The organism is Metabacillus sp. SLBN-84 (genome assembly GCF_053629595.1).
In genome coordinates this window covers 1,296,536-1,314,837 of the sequence record NZ_JBRJIP010000001.1, presented here as the reverse complement: position 1 = coordinate 1,314,837, position 18,302 = coordinate 1,296,536, and the positions used below count along the sequence as shown (strand labels likewise).

Below are 18,302 nucleotides of genomic sequence, written 5' to 3'. Positions count from 1 at the left end.
AAATAAAAAAGAACAAGACATTTGTCGTCTTGTTCAGAAAGGTTTTCGTCAAATACCCGCTCTATTCGCCATCTTCTTCCTTTACGAGGGAAGTGTTGAGGGGATTCAGCTTGCCCCCCGGCTCGGGCGCTGCCACTTTTGGCGTTTCATCCTTAAGGTCCTGAAGAGTATCCATATAAAAGGCGGAGACCTGAAGGGAATACTTCAGTGGTTCTGCTTCCTGATCAAGGGAAGTCAACTCTTTCACACCGTTAAATGTCAGCAGATCCACTTTCGCGACGCGCTGCTGTGTTTCAAGTTCTGCAATAAAGGCTTCCATGTCGAAATAGTTGCCGGACGTCACTTCAAGGGAAATGAGGATTCGCTTTAGTCCTTCAGGTGCTGCTGACAGCTCTGCCGTCTCCTGCGCATTTACAGGCTGTGAAGGCGGCGCGTCCGCTGATTCTGACGGCACCTCTGCATTTCCGGATTGATCTGCCGGTGCCTCTGGACTTTCAGCCCCATCAGCCGGAGCTTCAGTTTGGACAGCTTCCGGTTCTGCCGGCGGCAGGAATGCATCTTCGCTTTCAGCGAACGTGACGCTTTCTATTTTACTGTTAGAAACCGTTTCCGCCTTTTCCAGATCCAGCACAAGCTGTTCAACCATCGGGGAAACCGGGACTTTTCGCTGTAATTCTACAGAATGGACAGGCGCCTTCGTTTCTGTCGAAGGATTTTCACCCAACGTTCCAATTTGGTTCAGATACATGTCCCTTGAATTCTCAAGCGTGCTGATCTCTGCCTTAACAGGCTTTATGAAGAGATAGTACCCACCAAAATAGAGCAACCCGAGAGTGAAGGCTGCTGCAAGCAGGAGGAAAAGATGTTTTTTATGAAGATGAATCGTCATCAGCTGGTTCCCCGCTCTCTGCTTGTAGATAATCCGGATTCAACGTAAGAATATACTGCGCTTCTGACCGTGGAATCTCATTAGATTCTTCTTCCTCAGCAGCCTCTGTACCCTCTTCTTTGACAGCGGTGATACTGATTAAATCGGCTTTCGTGAAGTAAGCAGATTCTTTTAATCTCGCAAGATAGTACGCTGCCTCGCGGTTTGTATCAAATTGAACGGAAAGCGTCAGCTCTCCTGCATCATTGTATGAGAAGGTTTTAAAGAACCCCCGTTCAGGAAGCTTGCCTGCAAGTTCTTTTACCACGGGAACAGAATCGAGCGACACGCCATCAGCGTACTCAACAGCGCTTTGAAGAGAGGAAACTGAAGAGCTTGAACTCCCTTCTGTCCCTTTCTCAGCCATGAGCCGCTCAAGCTCTGATTCAACTGCCGCAACCTGGTTTTTAACGTCTGCTTTTTCTCCATTGGCAGAAGTCAGCTGAATGATAAAAAGCCCCGCAAAGATGGCGGCGATAAAAGCAAGAAGAAGATAGAGCGTGGCATTGGCCACATTCCTAGGATCTTTTTTCGGCAGCAAATTAATATCAGCCAGCATTTAACGCACCTCTTTTAATGCCAGACCGGCAGTCAGATAAAACGAAGCAGGCAGCGGAGTTTTATTCAACGTTTCAGCTTGCGCATTCTTTAATGAATCAACAGGATAGTCATACCGTTCAGCCAGAAGCCGCTCTGCTTCATGGAGCAGCGGGTGATCTCCCGTCAGGATGAAGGATGAAACTTCATCATTCCCCTGATTCAGTGAAAATCTGTAAAAATTGAGGACATGGTCGATTTCCTTTATGATTTCGTTTGCCTGGAGACGGAAATCTTCTGGTGACATGCTCACGCTAATTTGTTCAGATTCACGGATATTCTTCTCAACCTCTATATTCCGCATAAACACAGGCTGCTCCTGCTGAAAGATGCTCAGGTTTACGCCTGACAGATCATACTGAATAAGCATGACAGAGGATGCATGACCCACTTTTGGTTTTTGATTCAGGTAAAAGCGGTACTGGCAAAGGGGAGAGATATCGGCGGCATCCGGTTTCAGGCCCGCACTGTCAAACAGGTCTGAATAGCTCCTGACAAGCTCTTCGCCCGACGCAAACAGCAGCAGCTGAAGCTCCTTGTCCGTCCGGCCTGTCACGATATAATCAAATACAGCCTCATCAAAAGGCAGATGAATGGACGAGCCGATTTCCACATAAAGATGCCCGCGAATCTCATCGTCGATTAAATCGCCGGGGACACTCACCTTCCGGATGACTACATGGGAATCAGGAACCGTAAACCGGACTTTCCTGCCCTTTATGCCCCATTCATTAACACACTCATCCAGTATGAGTGAGAGGGTGTCAAAATCCTGGATGACCCCTCCGCGGATAAGCCCTTCAGGAAGCAGGCGCTCTTCGCACGTTCCCATCATCAATGGTTCTGCCTGCTTTAGTTCTGCGTAGCGAATGGCATCATCTTTTATCGTAAAATTTCCTGTCTTTTTGCTGAAACGAAATCCGGAAAGCCTCAATATGCTCCCTCCTTTCCTAATAACCGATCAAACGGATATACCAGTCTATTAATGTTTCTCCGAAAAAGTAGGCTGCAAGAGTCCCCGCCATGATGGAAGGTCCGAACGGCATCGGCTCCTTCCGCTTTGCTTTTCCAAAAAGCATCGCAATCCCTCCGGCAAGCGAACCGGCGAGACACGAGAGAAAGAAGGCAAGCAGTACAAGCTTCCATCCAAGCGCAAGGCCAAGAACGGCAAAAAGCTTGATATCCCCGCCGCCCATGCCTTTGCCTCTTGTCACGAAAGCAATCGCATAGAGCAATGAAAACCCGGCTGCAGCTCCTGCAAGCGGATCCCACCAGGGCGAAAGCGGAATCAAAACTCTCTCAACAGCCAGAAGCCCGCCGAAAAACAGCAGCACTTTATCAGGAATCACCATGTATTTCACATCAGACACAAAAATAATCATAAACAAAGAAATAAGCGTCAGCCCAACAGCAAGCTCCCCTGTCCACCCCAAAAGCAGGAAAGCCGCAGCAAACAGCAGGGCCGTCAGTGCTTCCACAAACGGATACAGCGGAGAAATGCGGGCTTTGCACTTTTTGCACTTACCGCCCTGTAAAACATAAGAAACAACAGGAATAAGCTCGCCTGCTGTTAATGTATGTCCGCACCCCGGACACGCGGAACGGGGTGCGACTATTGATTGTTTCATTGGAACGCGGAGGCCGACTACGTTGTAGAAGGAGCCTAGTAGGAGACCGTAGATAGTTAATAAGAGCATGGGTATTTGCATAAGTTTAATTTTCAGTAGCGTCTTTTTCTCTTAAATCCGCAACCGTTGGATATGTTCTTGTAATATTGTCTTTTACTACTTTAATTGCAGTATAGGTATATTTATTATTTGCATATCCAATAGTGATTGAGTAGTCACCTACACCATCTAAATAGTCATTCATTTGAGTATTTGGATTTTCACCTATATTTGAATAAGTCTTTGTTGTGTCAGTTGGATTATTAGTGGAAACAAACAACTTTGCAGCATCTAAAACTTGAACTGCTTCAGCATGAATTGCATCTTCTTTAGACTTACTGATAACATTCCCAATAGCAGGCACCGCAATAGCAGCAATAATCCCCAAAATCACAACAACAGCAAGCAATTCGATCAGTGTTAATCCCCGTTCGTTTTTCAGCATCTTTTTAAACATATCTCTTTCTCCTTATCTAGTAAATTGGAAGTATAGGTCTTTGTGTTTAGTCTATCGTTATTATAGCACATAAATTGGATGATGTTGCTAATTTTTCGACAAAATTAATTTATTTTGTTAAAAATATCAAACATAGGAACTAGGATGGAAGTCACAACTACACCGACAATTCCTGCAAGGAAGACAATCATTAGGGGTTCGATGAGGGACTTCAGCCTGTCTGTCGCCTGCTCGACCTCATCTTCGTAAAAATCCGCGACTTTTGCGAGCATTTCGTCGAGTGAGCCCGTTTCTTCTCCAATTGCGATCATTTGTGTGACAAGCGGAGGGAATACCCAGTGTTCTCTCATCGGTTCCGTAAGAGAATTACCTTTTTCAAGAGCGTTTCTTGAGTCTTTCAGCACCCGGCTGATCACTTCATTTTCTACAATGCTCTCTACTATGGAAATCGCCTGCAGGATCGGGACGGAGCTTGAGAACAGAGAACTGAGTGTCCTTGTCATTCTTGCAAGCGCTGCCTTTTGCAGCATTTTTCCAAATATCGGCATTCTCAGCGCAGCCGCATCGAGATAGTACTTTGATGAGGGCTGTGACTTCATCACTGCAATTCCGACAAAAAACAAAAGAATCAAGAGGATGACAAGCCACCAGAATGACTGCATCCATTCACTCGCGCCGAGGACAAATTTGGTAATGAGCGGAAGATCGGCCCCGAAATCCTGAAACATGTCAACAAACGTAGGTACGACCGCGACCAAAAGAAAGATAATGACTGCAATGGCCACCACTCCGACAACGGCAGGATAAGCAAGCGCCGAAATGATTTTCTGTTTTGTTTTATGCTGTTTTTCATAATGTACGGCGAGGCGGTCGAGCGTTTCGTCCATGTTCCCTGCGGCTTCGCCCGCCTTGACCATGTTTGTAAACATGCTGGAGAAGATTTTTTTATGCTTTGCCGCTGCGGCAGAGAGCGGATTTCCTGACCTTAGCTCCTCTTCCACATCAAAAAGCGCTTTTCCCAATGCCTTGCTTTCTGTTTGTCTGGCAAGGATATTCGTCGCCTCCACAACGGAGATTCCAGCTTTGAGCAGCGTCGAAAACTGCCTCAGGTAGATGACGAAGTCCTGGAGCTTAACAGGGTTTCCTATGCTGATTTCTTTTGTCAGCAGCGTTTCCTGCAGCTCCTCAATCTTTGTAATCCGGAGTCCCTTTTCCTGAAGCTTTACAATCACATCTCTTTTTGAAGTTCCGGTGACCACACCGCTTGTCTGGCCTGCTTTTCCCCGTCCTTCATATTTAAACCGCGCCATTACCGCATCGTCTCCTGTAAATATGGTTCTGCCATTTCCCTTAAAATGACGCCTGATTGAACAAGCTCCCGTATTGATCCTTCAAGGGTCATCATGCCCTGATCACGGCCTGTCTGGAGTATATTCGGAATCTGGTGGATTTTTTCATTCCGGATCAGGTTTGCTATCGCCGGGTTGTTGACAAGAATTTCTGTTGCCGCCCGTCTCCCTCTGAAATCCGCGGTCTGAAAAAGCCTTTGGGACAGAATTCCGGTTAATACGGATGCAAGCTGAATTCTTACCTGTGCCTGCTGGTTGGGAGGAAAAACATCAATGATTCTGTCGATGGTCGCAGGGGCACTTGAGGTATGGAGAGTCCCCAGGACAAGATGGCCTGTCTCTGCAGCCGTAATCGCTGTATGGACAGTCTCCAAATCTCTCATTTCCCCTACGAGGATGACATCCGGATCCTGCCTGAGTGCTGCCCTCAGACCGTTGGCAAAGTTCAATGTGTCAAACCCTACTTCTCTCTGGTCAATGATGCAGGATCCGTGCTTATGAAGATATTCAATCGGATCTTCAAGGGTAATAATGTGCTTTCTGGCCGACTGGTTCATGTGGTGGATCATAGCAGCAAGCGTAGTGGATTTCCCGCTTCCTGTCGGTCCTGTTACTAAAATAAGTCCCTGGGGTTTATGGGAAAGTGTCTTCAGCACATCCGGCAGGTGCAGGTCTTCAAGCGTCGGGATGGACGTCGGAATAATCCGGACGGCAAGCGCCGTACAGGAGCGCTGCTTGTAGGCATTTATTCTGAATCTCGATACACCTGCTATGCCATAGGAAAAGTCAAGCTCTCCTTTTTCCTGAAACTTCTCCCACATCGCCCTCGGCAGAATGGACTTTGCCATTTCCTCTGTATCCTCCGGCGAAAGAACCAGACCGCTGTAGCTTCTTAGTTCTCCGTTCACTCTAAGCATAGGGGCAATTCCGACTGTCAGATGGATGTCGGATGCTCCAAGTTCGAACGCGGATTTCATGATTTCTTCAAGTTTCACTTTCATCTTCATCACTCCGATAAGGCTACGCGCAGAATTTCTTCTGTCGTCGTCAGCCCCTGTTTCACTTTCAGCAGGCCGTCATCAATCAGGAAGAGCGTTCTGTTTTTAACAGCCAGATCGCGTATGGCAGAGAAGGACTCTCCGTTCATAATGACTTTTTTCATTTCATCTGTTACAACTAGCAGCTCATGGATCGCAAGGCGGCCTTTATAGCCCGTCATGTTGCAGGTTCCGCAGCCTCTTCCCCTGACAATGGATTCAACCGTCATGCCGCGTTTGGCGAAAATCTCTTTTTCCCGGACGGTGGGCTGAACGGTTTCCGCACAGTCCCTACAGACTTTCCGCACAAGTCTCTGGGCAACCACTCCCGAGAGTGAAGTAGCCACAAGAAACGGCTCTACCCCCATATCAATTAGGCGGGTAATCGTGCCGACCGAGTCATTCGTATGAAGGGTGCTCAGCACAAGGTGACCTGTCAGCGATGCCCTTATGGCAACCTCAGCCGTCTCTTTATCACGGATTTCTCCGACCATGATAATATTCGGATCCTGCCTCAGAATGGAACGAAGCCCTTTTGCAAATGTCATGCCGACAGTCTGATTCACCTGAATCTGATTGATGCCTTCAAGCTGGTATTCAACCGGATCTTCAATGGTGATGATGTTGACCTCTTCAGAATTCAGTTTGTTCAAAGCGGCATAGAGCGTTGACGACTTCCCTGAACCGGTCGGTCCGGTAATCAGCACAATGCCGGACGGACGTTCAATCAGCTGCGAGAAACGCTCCAGATTCATTTGATGGAAGCCGAGCTGCGTCATGTCATTTAATGCACTGCTCAAATCAAGCACCCTCAGCACAATCTTTTCCCCGTATACAGTCGGCAGGGTGGCAACGCGCAGATCAATCGGGTGAAAATCAAGCGTCAGCTTAATTCTTCCGTCCTGAGGAACACGCTGCTCCGTAATATCAAGATTGGACATAATCTTGATTCTTGCTGTGAGAACACTCTGCATATGTTTTGGAAGAACCCGTTCCGTTTTCAGGACGCCGTCTATTCTGTAGCGCACGGCAATCTTGGTTTCCTGAGGATCAATATGAATATCGCTCGCCCGCTGCTGAACGGCATTTTGCAGCAACTGATTAACAAGCCTCACAATCGGCGAATCCGCTTCAGTTGCTTTCTCGTCTTTCACTGTTTCTTCCGGCGCACCGATCAGCTGATCAATGTCTTCTTCCATTTCAAAATACTTTGTAATGGTTCTTAAAATATCGTCCTTCGTGGCAATGGCAGGCTCTACCTGAAAGCCCGTGGAAAGCCTCAAGTCCTCAATTGCGTAGTAATCCATCGGGTCCGCCATGGCAACATACAGCTTGTCCCCTTCTCTTTTCAGCGGAATCATATAGTTCCGTTTGGCCGTCTCCTTCGGAATTAAGGTGAAAAGCTTTGTATCGAAGGGATACCTGAACAAACTGACGTGCGGAATACCAAGCTGAAATTCAAGCACCTCTATCAGCTGCTGCTCTGTAATGTAGCCGCGCTGCAGGAGAGCATCCCCCAGCTTTTGACGTTCACTTTTTTCCTTCAGCGTTACTTTCAGCTGCTCATCCGTTATCAGTCCTGTTTCCACAAGAAGGTCCCCGAGCCTTTTTCGCGTCTGCTTCACCGTGCTATTCATCCCCTTTCTCAAATGCCGGTTCTTCCCACAGCTCCTGATAGCGGTCGCCTCCAGCCGGAGGGGTCTTGTCAGGCTGATTCTCCAGTGGAGAGTTCCCCGTTCCTTCTGCAGGTTTGTTTTGATCAGCCCCTGCTTCCGGCTGAACGGTTCCTTCTTCGCCGCCCGGGACTGATTGCTGTTCTGACTTGAGCGCTTTTACTTCCACTCTGTGAACAGGTGCGTAAAAGTCGTCTGATATCAGGGTGCTTGACAGTACGCTGCCGTTACTGTCAAGCTCATTCCTGTACACTTCAGCAGACTGTCCGCTTCTGCCTTCCTCTTTTACTCTTGTCGTCTGATCATCAAGAGCCGGGTCATAGTGAATGATGGTTTTAGGCTTAAATTCTTTTTCATTTTCCATTGTTAAACTGTACGCATTCTCAAAGGCAGCTCCTTCAAGACTGATGGAAAGGGACCCTCCGTCCTGAACAAGCTTCAGTTCATAAGCCGCATCGTTCGGGTTGTAAAAGACAAGGTCCTGCTTACCTTTCATAAATGTAGCTTCCTTGCCAAGCTCTGCATAGGCGGGCAGTTCTGCACTTATGTGGCGTTCAAGAATGTCAAAGTTCGTGAGGAGAATGGTCTGATAGATTCCTGTTGCCATCCTGCTCAAAGCGGCATCATCCAGCTGCAGGGGAAACTCTTCGAGATACGCTTCCAAAGAGAACGTTTCGAGAGGGTCTATCCGGATAACAGCCGGCTGCAGGAGAAGACCCGGATCTGCAGGAAGTTCAGATCCTGCAAGCAGCGTTTTTGGAAGTTTTTCTTTCAACAGGTACTTATTGATAGACAGAGTGAAAATCCCCTCTGTCAGTTCAGATGCTGCGAGCTCTATTTCGGCTGAGAGCGCTTTTTGGTCAACAGCTCCGAACGTGTCTGCACTGAGCTCATTTTCAAGAAATGTGCTAAGAGCTTTTTCATCAACCGCGGCAATCAGCCGGTTCGTTTTATCGGCAACAGCGAGCTCCGCTGTTTTTTTCACATCGAATACGACAAGATTCAGATCCAGACCGAGCTCCCGGTCTGCCTGAAGAAAATAAAAGCTGTTTTCTTTCCAGGCGGTGATGGCCTGATTCAGCTTTGCTTCCGCTTCCTTCTGAGTCAGGCCGGACAGCGGTACTCCGCCCGCCTCGACACCAGAAGGAACCGTTTTTTCATTAAAAAGCGCTCCATACGCCTTCGCTCCAAAAAAAGAAAATCCAAAGAGAATAAAAACACATCCGAACAAAACAAAAAACGTTTTTCTTTTTGATGATGTACCCACTTCATGCCCCCCTTTGTCACACATACCGTTCACTAGTTAAATAAACCTAAGTAATTCGAATTATTTTTTTCCAAATACTAGACAAAAATCGACTAGTTTTATTGTATAATAGCTTTATTCAGAAGAAAAGAAAGATTTTCCTTTCTGCCCATAATTTATAAAAGAAAGTACGGGGATGCCCATGAAAACGGCTTTTAAAAAAGAACGGGGATTTACATTGATCGAAGTTTTAGCCTCCATCGTCATTTTGACCATCATGTTTTCGGTTCTGAGCAGTTTTTTCGTGAATAGTGCTTCTTACTCAAATTCTTTCGACAAAAATATTACATCCCAGCAGCTTAGCAAAAGTCTTCTTGAAGCCTATCAGGCGGAAGGATTTATTGAAGCAAAAAGAAAACTAAGCACAAGAGAAGTTCTGGCCCCTGATGCCATAAGGCAGAAACTCGCACTTCAAGAAGAAGCTTTTTCTCTGAGCGGATATTCTGCCGACGTCTCCTTTAAAGAACCGCCGCAGGCAAATTTAAGGGGAAAGCTTGTAGAAATTTCAGTCACAGTGACAAACCGTGACGGGATATCGTCCTCTTCTACACTCGAAGGGTATGTGCGCAAATGAAGAAAATTCTTTTAAATCAAAATGGAATAACATTGATCGAGCTGCTGCTGGTGCTTGCCCTCTCCTCTATTATTCTCACAATGAGCACCGGATTTTTAATGTCTATGATGAAAGCGGGGGAATCTACGCTTTCTAAAACCAATCTCAGAAATGAAGCGGTACTGATTGTCGACTCTTTAAACAAGGCGCTTGAGAACGCAGATGAGTTTGGACTTGGAGATTTAAAAGGACAAGAGCTTACAAAAGTCACTCCCGTTAAAGTCACTAAAACGGTTAATCCTTCAAATTTATTAGATGAAACAAGAACGCCCATTCCGGTTATTTTTTCCGGCGGAAATTTGAGCATTGACGGAAAACCCGTCAATAATGAAAACATTTCATTAGAAGGCAGCCATTTTTTCATCTCAGACGACTCCTCCCAATTGATCTGCAAGCTGGTCCTGAAAGAAAAAAACACTGATTCAAAACCGTATGAAATCCTGAAAATATATAACCTGGCAGATTGAGGTGATTGGTTTGAAAAAATTAAATCAGAACGGCTATGCACTGCTTAATGTGCTGATGGTTTTTACATTAGTTTCGATTCTGGGTATTTCACTTCTCAGCATTACGATAAGCTCTCAGGCATTTGTAAAGCATTCGAAAACGTACCTTGAGGATATGACCAAAGCGGAGAAACTCCTTGACGAAGCTTCGGCAGAATATGAAGTTCTATTGGAAAACATCAACAATGAAGTGCTGAATTCTCAGACTCTGCTCACCAAATTGAGCAGCTTGGAGTCAAGAATTGAGCAGCGATCAGGAATTGAGGTAACCGGAAAAATCTTAAAGCCGATTTCTGCAACCAACAATCTGTTTGTTCAAACGGTTGATATAGCAGCTCCAGTCGGTCCTGAGAGTTCCGGAAAGCAATTGAAGCGAACTCTCAAGGTGTCCACTATTGCCGATATTTTCAACTACGGTGTTGTAACAAATGGAGATTTAACGCTCAATGGCGCTGTGGATATTAAAGGAAATATCTTTGTACAGCAAAGGCTTTATTTAGGCAGCAGGGGCAAGTTCATCCAATCTGGCTCAACGTATTATCCCGGAACCGTTTATCCGTCGATACAGGGTGATATGACAGTAAAAGGCCAGGACTCTTCCGGTCAGACTTATCCATCCAAATATTTTTATAACAGCTCTTCTTCCAATACTGCTGCCGCAAATTTCCGGCCCGTTGCAAATTCAGGCAGCCTGCAGAGCTATTTTGTGACGCCTCCCAGAATACGAGATGCGATTGTTTCAACAAACCAGATTAACATCCTGAGCCGGATCAATGAGAAGCACGCAGCATATACAGCAAGAAGAGGACAAATTGCTAACGGTTTGAATGACACCCTCCTTTCAGGCAGCACCCTTCACAATACCAGCAAAAAGTTTCTTCAGAATCTTGAATTGACGGGTGTTCTTAACGTAGCCGGCGATGTTTTAATGGAAGGCAATTTCACTATGGGAGAAGCAAGCAGGCTCATTACAAGCGGCAATGTCTTTATTAATGGACAGGCGGATTTAAAGGGCACCATCGAATTAACAAACCCCAACAGCTATGTCTATATTAACGGAAAAGCTGCGATATCAAATCTGAAACTCCAGGGACAAATGTATATCTCGGATGCAGCAGATATCCGATCAGATTTTAATACGAACGGAACGGTTTATGTAGAAAAGAATACGTCAATTGAAAATCTCAACAATGTAAGCGGCGGAACAGCTGTTATCTTGAGCAACGGCAGCATGCTTGTCGCAAATAATAATGAGTACAGCAATACTCCAAAGATTATAGATGCCTTTCTTTACTCAAACGAAACTCTTGAAATGTATGGAGTAGGTTCCAATATTAAAATTAGAGGAGGCGTTTATGGATCGAATATTACTCTGAATGCCACCAAGGGAGAGACAAGAAATACCCTTGGGGCACGCTATGTCTGGGTTGGGCCTAAATGGTATCAATTTGCCTGGCGGTATGATTTTGATCCTGAGCTGTACAACAATATCGGCGGGCTGTATTTTGAAAAGAATCAGCAGCAGCCGGGATTGCCTTCCCGACTGCAAATAGAATTCAAAGAGGACCTGATCCTTAATCCCCCTACAGGCATTCCGACAGTAGAAAAACTGAAAGTTGAAACCATCGATACAGAAGTTAAATAATGTAAAAGCCGGCATCCAAATAGATGCCGGCTTTTCCTATTTCACATATTGCGCTACTCTGTTCCGTCCCGCCTGCTTTGCACCGATGTACATGGCGCGGTCTGCGTGGCGGATGAGGTCTAGGGGACCTTCGGCATCTTCCGGGGCGGTTGCGTAGCCGATGCTTGCTGTAATGGATACAGGCTGGCGCTTGCCGGGATGACCGATGCTTTGTTCAACGATGAAAGGACGATTTGCGATGCTCTGGCGTATGCCTTCAGCCGCTGCGAAGCATGCATGCTTGTCCATACTTGGCAGAAGGATGACAAACTCTTCACCGCCGTATCTTGCGACCGTTCCTCTTTCCCCGACGAATTTGCAAAGACGCTCGGCAAGTGAAATCAGAATTTCATTTCCTGCCTGGTGCCCGTATGTATCATTCACTTTTTTGAAATGATCGATGTCGAGCAGAATCAGCGACATGCTGCCGCTTTTTTGCTGAATCAGTTCCGTGTATTCATACTCCAGCAGCTTCTCCATGTAGCGGTAATTATAAAGGCCTGTTAATGGACAGCGTTCACTTTGTTTTTTCGTCTCTTCGTAGCTTTTTGCATTTTCAATTGCCACACCCAGATAGGCGGTCAAAAGATCCGTAATCATCAGCTGTGCGCGGTCATAAAACCGTTTTTTATTTGACGCAAGAATGACAATCCCAACGACCTTCTGGTTTCTGACAATCGGAACTGCAATCACGCTCTCTACGCTTTCCGGCAGCAGGGTTTTCTCAAGTTTCGCCCATTGATCCCGCTTAGTGTACAGCATGCTTTTTTTGGTTGCATAGACCAGACCGCTGACACCATGGTGAACAGATATGGATTCCTGTACATTCTTGACGATCCGGCCGTTTTCAAGTTTCCGGATGACCTTCAACTCATTGTCGTCGATCACATCAATAATATATGCATAATCAGCTTTGATCATTGACGTCAGTTTATTCAGGTACACCTTAACAACTTTCTTCACTTCCAGCCTTTCGGTAAGCTGATGGCCGATTTCGCTTGCCTGCTGAAGATACGTATTGAGGCGCTGGCTGCGAGACAGCAAAATAAGGATATAAGAGGTTCCCACAAATGGAATGCCCACATAAAACAATGCCTCAAATCCAAGGTCAAGGTACAGAATGTAGAGCAAAATGCCCACCGGCAAAAACATGAGCGTTGTGAGAATTTCCCACAGAAAATCCCTCGAGAAAAATTTTTCTTTCATCTTATAGAAATACCCTCTGATCACATGCTGGAGAAAGAAGTGATTAACAAGGCAAATGGTAAATGAATAGGCAATCACTTTGAGAATAAACGGAAAGGTGAGAGCCTCCCGTTCATGTGTACCGCCAATCGCGTAATAAACGGCTGCCCCTGCTGCTGATACGATCAGAAACATCAGGGAGTTCGTCGGAAACCGGTAAATTTCCCGTTTTCCAACTCTGAGCTTCAGCAGAAGCACAGTGAGCGCTGCCTGCATAAGAATCATTTCAACAAAAGGACCGAAGAGCAGAAAGACGGATATGGAAACACCCTGAGCAAAAAAAACGGGCGTTTCATTGACGATGATCGGGAAAACCGAAACAATGCACATGAAAACCAGAAAAGCGGCAATCGTCCATTCATTTCCTGAAATTTTTACCGGCCAGAGAGTGTACGCTGCAAATAGTGATGAAGGAAATACGATGGCCCAGACGGCCCACAAAATGGACTTCAGCTTTTTTTCCATGGATTGTCCCCCTCTCCCGCCATGCTGTTTTTTATATTTTAACAAAAATTCAGATTTTTGTCATTTATTTCGGGACTATCAGCCTAATTTTTATGTTATATTTTTCGACAATAAGGCCTAACCTCAGAAATAAAGTAGAGAGAACCTGTTATTAAAAAGATGTCTCCCCCTTCGCCCGCTGCAATCATTTCATCAATTGCCCCTTTCCAGTCTTCATGGAACGATTTTACCGGATGCGTGCACGCTTCATACAGCTCTGATGCTCCAGCGGCTCTCGGAAAATCAAAGGTTGTGAAATGCATGCTGTCCGCAATAGCGGATAGAGTTGAAATCATCGGGCTGTATTCCTTGTCTTTCAGGGCTGAAAAAAGAACATGAATCCGTTTGCCGGCATAGTGTCTTCTCATTACTGCCGCAAGACTTTCAGCTCCCTCTTTATTGTGTGCGCCGTCAAGGATGACGGCAGGAAACTCGGAAACCTGTTCAAACCTTCCGCTCCAATTAGTTTGATGAAGGCCTTTTCGAATGTGCTCATCCCCGGCAGCAAGCAAGCCGTGGACCCGTAAATAATCCAGAGCCATAACAGCAAGCGCGGCATTTTGCACCTGATGTTCTCCCCTCATGGAGATCTCTAGCCCCTCGAATGAATGATACGGTGTTTTCATATCGAACCTTTCCCCGCCCCTTAGCGGCTCGTGTTTCAGAACAGGAAAAGCATCGTGGAAAAGATCAGCATTTTTTTCTGCCGCTCTCTTTTTTATGACATTAAGGGCGCGCTCATCCGTTACTGCTGTAAGCATTGGTACACCCGGCTTAATGATTCCCGCTTTTTCACCGGCAATTTCCTCTATGGTGTTCCCCAGAATATGCATGTGATCATAGCCGATGCTTGTAATCATAGTCAGGACCGGCTCTGAAATATTCGTTGAATCAAATGTGCCTCCAAGCCCTGTTTCAAGCAGCAGCACATCTGTCTTTTCATGGTTGCCGAAATAATAGAAAGCCATGGCGGTGATGATTTCGAACTCGGTCGGCCCTCCAAGCTCTGTTCGCTCAAGCTCGTCTGACAGCGGTTTTATCGTATTTGCCAAAAACAGCATCTCTGCATCGGGAATAGGAATTCCGTTCATGCTGATCCGCTCGTTGAAGGTTTCAAGGAACGGGGATGTAAAGGTGCCGGTTTTATAGCCTGCTTCTGTAAGCACGTTTCTCATGTAGGCAATGGTCGACCCTTTTCCGTTTGTGCCTGCCACATGGACGGTTTTCACTTTTTTATGAGGATCACCGAGTCTGTTCATCATCCATTCCATCCGCTTCAGGCCGGGTTTGATGCCGAATCTGAGACGGGAATGTATCCACCCGACAGCCTCTTCGTACGTTTGAAACATATCATCTGCCCCTTCTTTTTATATACATGAAAACTCGGGCATGATCATAAATCACACCCGAGTCTTTGCAGGTCAGCCTTTCAGTTCTCCGATTCGAGAGAGAACGGCCTCTCTTTTTTCTGTATAGTCTTTTTCTTTCGCGCGTTCTTCTTCTATAACCTTCTCAGGCGCTTTTTTAACGAAGCCTTCATTGCTCAGCTTTTTCTGAACACGTTCAACTTCCTTATTTAATTTTTCAAGCTCTTTCTCAAGACGTGCAATTTCTTCATCGAGGTTGATCAGGCCTTCAAGAGGGAAGATCAGCTCCGCTCCTGTTACAACAGATGTCATCGCTTTGTCGCCTGTTTCAGCATCCGTGCCAATTGAAAGACTGGACGTGTTGCAGAAACGCTCGATGTATGCGCGGTTCTGCTGGAGCTGATTTTGGATGTCAGCTGACTTTGCTTTAATCATCATTGGAATTTGCTTGCTCATCGGCGTGTTCACTTCAGCTCTTACATTTCGAACCGAACGGATTACTTCAACTAGAAGCTTCATATCTGCGGCTGCTGCTTCATCAGTCAGTGACGGATCGGCAACCGGCCATTTGGCGATTGTAATGGATTCTCCTTCATGCGGAAGGTTCTGCCAAATTTCCTCGGTAATAAACGGCATGAACGGATGAAGAAGTCTCATCGTGTTATCAAGTACATATGCAAGGATTGAACGTGTTGTCTTTTTCGCCGCTTCGTCGTCGCCATAAAGCGGAAGCTTCGCCATTTCAATGTACCAGTCACAGAAATCATCCCAGATAAAGTTGTACAGATGGCGGCCGATTTCACCGAATTCGTATTTATCGGCTAGCTTTGTCACGTGCTCGATCGTTTCATTGAGGCGTGTCAGAATCCACTTGTCAGCAACTGACTTTTCACCGGTCAGATCGATTTCATCGAATTTCAGGCCGTCCATGTTCATCAGCGCAAAGCGTGAAGCGTTCCAGATCTTATTGGCAAAGTTCCATGTTGCTTCTACTTTTTCGTAGCTGAAACGCAGATCCTGGCCAGGCGAGCTTCCTGTTGAAAGGAAGTAGCGAAGAGAATCCGCTCCGTACTTATCGATCACATCCATCGGATCAACGCCGTTTCCAAGCGATTTACTCATTTTGCGTCCCTGCTCATCGCGGACAAGTCCGTGGATCAGCACATCTTTAAATGGACGCTTGCCGGTAAATTCAAGACCCTGGAAAATCATGCGGGAAACCCAGAAGAAAATGATGTCATAGCCTGTTACAAGCACATCTGTCGGATAGTAGCGCTGGTAGTCAACGGAATCCTCATCCGGCCAGCCCATTGTCGAAAACGGCCACAGTGCCGAACTGAACCACGTATCAAGTACGTCTGTATCCTGCTCCCAGTTGTCAAGGTCTGCAGGCGGTGCGTGATCAACATGCACCTCGCCAGTTTCTTTATGATACCAGGCAGGAATGCGGTGTCCCCACCAAAGCTGTCTTGAAATACACCAGTCGCGGATATTTTCCATCCAGCGCATATACGTGTTCTCAAAACGGTTTGGAACAAAGTTGACTTTGTCTTCTTTGTCCTGAAGCTCAATCGCTGCATCTGCAAGAGGCTGCATCTTAACGAACCACTGCGTAGAAAGGTACGGTTCAACAACCGCTCCGCTCCGCTCGCTGTGCCCGACTGAATGCATGTGCTCTTCAATTTTGAACAGAACATCCATTTCCTGAAGATCCTTCACGATCTGCTTTCTGCACTCAAAACGGTCAAGGCCGCTGTAGATTCCTGCTTTTGCATTCATCGTTCCGTCCTCATTCATCACAAGAACACGTTCAAGGCTGTGGCGGTTTCCAATTTCAAAGTCATTAGGATCATGCGCTGGCGTGATTTTTACAGCCCCTGAACCAAATTCCATATCCACATAGTCATCTCCGACAATCGGAATTTCGCGGCCTACGATTGGAAGAACAACGGTTTTGCCGATCAAATGCTTGTAGCGCTCATCTTCCGGGTGAACAGCAACCGCTGTATCGCCAAGCATCGTTTCAGGACGTGTAGTCGCAACTTCAATTGCACCTGAACCGTCTGACAGCGGGTAGCGCATGTGGTAAAAAGCGCCCTGAACATCTTTATAGATTACTTCTATATCAGAAAGAGCTGTTTTTGTCTGCGGATCCCAGTTGATAATATATTCGCCGCGGTAGATGAGTCCTTTTTTATAAAGAGAGACAAATACCTCATTAACCGCTTTTGAAAGTCCTTCATCAAGCGTAAACCGCTCTCTTGAATAATCAAGGCCAAGGCCAAGCTTTGACCACTGCGCGCGGATATGGGATGCGTATTCTTCTTTCCATTTCCAAGTTTCCTCAACAAATTTTTCGCGGCCAAGGTCATAGCGCGATTTGCCTTCCTCGCGCAGCTTTCCTTCCACTTTAGCCTGAGTGGCGATTCCGGCATGGTCCATTCCCGGAAGCCAGAGAACGTCATAGCCCTGCATGCGTTTCATGCGCGTCACGATATCCTGAAGCGTCGTGTCCCAGGCATGGCCAAGATGAAGCTTTCCAGTTACGTTCGGCGGAGGGATCACAACCGTGTACGGCTGCTTTTCCTGATCGTTTGAAGCTTCAAAAAACTTTCCCTTCAGCCAGTAGTCGTAGCGATCGCGCTCAATTGCCTGCGGATCATATTTTGTAGAGAGTGTCTGCTCCTTGTTCTCCATGTTTCTTCCTCCTTAAAATCTTCAAATCAGTTCATTTCCGCATTTTTCGGAAAATAAAAAACTCCCCTCGTCCGGTAAAAGGACGAAAGGAGTTGATTTCGCGGTGCCACCTTTTTTCACAGGCAAAAAAGAACCTGTGCTCTCAAATGGGATAACGGCGTTCATGCCGATTCTCTCTACTTCATGGTTCAAGAGAATTACTCCAGGGCGACCTTCAAGCACGCTTGTTTAAGAAATCTCTCAGCAGGCGATTTCTCTCTCTGAAAACAGCTTTCCGCTTTACTCTTCCCTATCACGGTATGTGTTCGATTATGAAAATATTATATATGTTGTATTGTATACAATCCAATCAATTCACGTCAATCATCTTCTCCATTTTTCAATGCCTTTATTCCCGAAAAGGCACAAAACTGGGTAAATGCACATATTCTTTATACAAGAAGGATTCAGTGAGGAGAGTTTTAGGATGCGCAGAAAAATAAATGATTATAACCTGTCGCCTTATGTAAAGCAGTTCAAACTTATTGCCGGTCAGTTCATCGTGCCGATTACCCTCTTTCAGACCGTCCGGACCCTGATTTTCCCGTCGCCCGTCGACCTTGTCCTGCTGGCGCTGCTGATTTTGCTTGGTGTGGCTTTGTATATGGAGTGGATTTAAAAAACCCAATCACA

Annotated in this window: 16 protein-coding genes and 1 other annotated feature; of the genes, 4 read left to right on the top strand and 12 right to left on the bottom strand. The window is 46.2% G+C overall.

All coding sequences use genetic code 11. The annotated features are described in order from the left end of the window. Window positions 1–61: 61 nt before the first annotated feature. The 9 genes from RKD52_RS06435 to RKD52_RS06395 form a co-directional block, all read right to left on the bottom strand. Entirely contained in the window at window positions 62–889 is an 828-nt protein-coding gene (locus RKD52_RS06435) for a hypothetical protein (RefSeq protein ID WP_454099097.1), read from the bottom strand. Next, window positions 870–1,487, bottom strand: coding sequence for a PilN domain-containing protein (locus RKD52_RS06430; RefSeq protein ID WP_454099096.1), 618 nt, complete (start codon window positions 1,485–1,487; stop codon window positions 870–872). Before RKD52_RS06430 ends, RKD52_RS06435 begins: the two co-directional genes overlap by 20 nt. Continuing rightward, window positions 1,488–2,459 carry a type IV pilus biogenesis protein PilM gene (pilM, locus tag RKD52_RS06425; protein WP_454099095.1) on the bottom strand — a complete coding sequence of 324 codons (972 nt, stop codon included), beginning with the start codon at window positions 2,457–2,459 and terminating at the stop codon, window positions 1,488–1,490. It abuts the gene before it with no gap. A 16-nt stretch (window positions 2,460–2,475) separates the two neighbouring features. Beyond that, on the bottom strand, window positions 2,476–3,222 hold the full coding sequence (locus tag RKD52_RS06420) for a prepilin peptidase (protein WP_454099094.1): 747 nt from the start codon (window positions 3,220–3,222) through the stop codon (window positions 2,476–2,478). A 16-nt stretch (window positions 3,223–3,238) separates the two neighbouring features. After that, complete coding sequence (locus RKD52_RS06415) at window positions 3,239–3,649, bottom strand: type IV pilin protein (protein ID WP_454099093.1); 411 nt, start codon at window positions 3,647–3,649, stop codon at window positions 3,239–3,241. 104 nt (window positions 3,650–3,753) lie between these two features. Next, window positions 3,754–4,959, bottom strand: a complete 1,206-nt coding sequence (locus RKD52_RS06410) for a type II secretion system F family protein (RefSeq protein ID WP_454099092.1) — start codon at window positions 4,957–4,959, stop codon at window positions 3,754–3,756. Then, a complete protein-coding gene (locus RKD52_RS06405; RefSeq protein WP_454099091.1) occupies window positions 4,959–5,999 on the bottom strand; it encodes a type IV pilus twitching motility protein PilT in 1,041 nt (346 codons plus the stop codon). Before RKD52_RS06405 ends, RKD52_RS06410 begins: the two co-directional genes overlap by 1 nt. A gap of 5 nt (window positions 6,000–6,004) precedes the next feature. Beyond that, window positions 6,005–7,660 (bottom strand): GspE/PulE family protein, encoded by a 1,656-nt coding sequence (locus tag RKD52_RS06400; protein WP_454099090.1) that lies wholly within the window; start codon window positions 7,658–7,660, stop codon window positions 6,005–6,007. Between the two features lie 4 nt (window positions 7,661–7,664). Beyond that, on the bottom strand, window positions 7,665–8,975 hold the full coding sequence (locus tag RKD52_RS06395; protein WP_454099089.1) for a VanW family protein: 1,311 nt from the start codon (window positions 8,973–8,975) through the stop codon (window positions 7,665–7,667). 181 nt (window positions 8,976–9,156) lie between these two features. Between RKD52_RS06395 and RKD52_RS06390 the strand changes: the two genes are divergently transcribed. From RKD52_RS06390 to RKD52_RS06380, 3 genes are read left to right on the top strand one after another with little or no spacing between them, the layout of a single operon-like run. Then, a complete protein-coding gene (locus RKD52_RS06390; protein ID WP_454099088.1) occupies window positions 9,157–9,588 on the top strand; it encodes a type IV pilus modification PilV family protein in 432 nt (143 codons plus the stop codon). Then, window positions 9,585–10,094 (top strand): prepilin-type N-terminal cleavage/methylation domain-containing protein, encoded by a 510-nt coding sequence (locus RKD52_RS06385; protein WP_454099087.1) that lies wholly within the window; start codon window positions 9,585–9,587, stop codon window positions 10,092–10,094. The genes RKD52_RS06390 and RKD52_RS06385 overlap by 4 nt, the downstream gene beginning before the upstream one ends. Before the next feature lie 10 nt (window positions 10,095–10,104). Next, window positions 10,105–11,778 (top strand): hypothetical protein, encoded by a 1,674-nt coding sequence (locus tag RKD52_RS06380; RefSeq protein ID WP_454099086.1) that lies wholly within the window; start codon window positions 10,105–10,107, stop codon window positions 11,776–11,778. A gap of 36 nt (window positions 11,779–11,814) precedes the next feature. Here the strand turns inward: RKD52_RS06380 and RKD52_RS06375 are convergent, their stop codons facing one another. The 3 genes from RKD52_RS06375 to RKD52_RS06365 form a co-directional block, all read right to left on the bottom strand. Beyond that, window positions 11,815–13,527 carry a sensor domain-containing diguanylate cyclase gene (locus RKD52_RS06375; protein WP_454099085.1) on the bottom strand — a complete coding sequence of 571 codons (1,713 nt, stop codon included), beginning with the start codon at window positions 13,525–13,527 and terminating at the stop codon, window positions 11,815–11,817. A gap of 95 nt (window positions 13,528–13,622) precedes the next feature. Beyond that, complete coding sequence (locus RKD52_RS06370) at window positions 13,623–14,915, bottom strand: bifunctional folylpolyglutamate synthase/dihydrofolate synthase (protein WP_454099084.1); 1,293 nt, start codon at window positions 14,913–14,915, stop codon at window positions 13,623–13,625. A 72-nt stretch (window positions 14,916–14,987) separates the two neighbouring features. Next, window positions 14,988–17,630, bottom strand: a complete 2,643-nt coding sequence (locus tag RKD52_RS06365) for a valine--tRNA ligase (protein ID WP_454099083.1) — start codon at window positions 17,628–17,630, stop codon at window positions 14,988–14,990. Window positions 17,631–17,705: 75 nt separating this feature from the next. Beyond that, window positions 17,706–17,935: a binding site (T-box leader), on the bottom strand. A 161-nt stretch (window positions 17,936–18,096) separates the two neighbouring features. Here RKD52_RS06365 and RKD52_RS06360 point away from each other — a divergent pair. Then, window positions 18,097–18,288: a hypothetical protein gene (locus RKD52_RS06360; protein WP_454099082.1), complete on the top strand. Its 192-nt coding sequence runs from the start codon at window positions 18,097–18,099 to the stop codon at window positions 18,286–18,288. The last annotated feature ends 14 nt before the right edge of the window (window positions 18,289–18,302 follow it).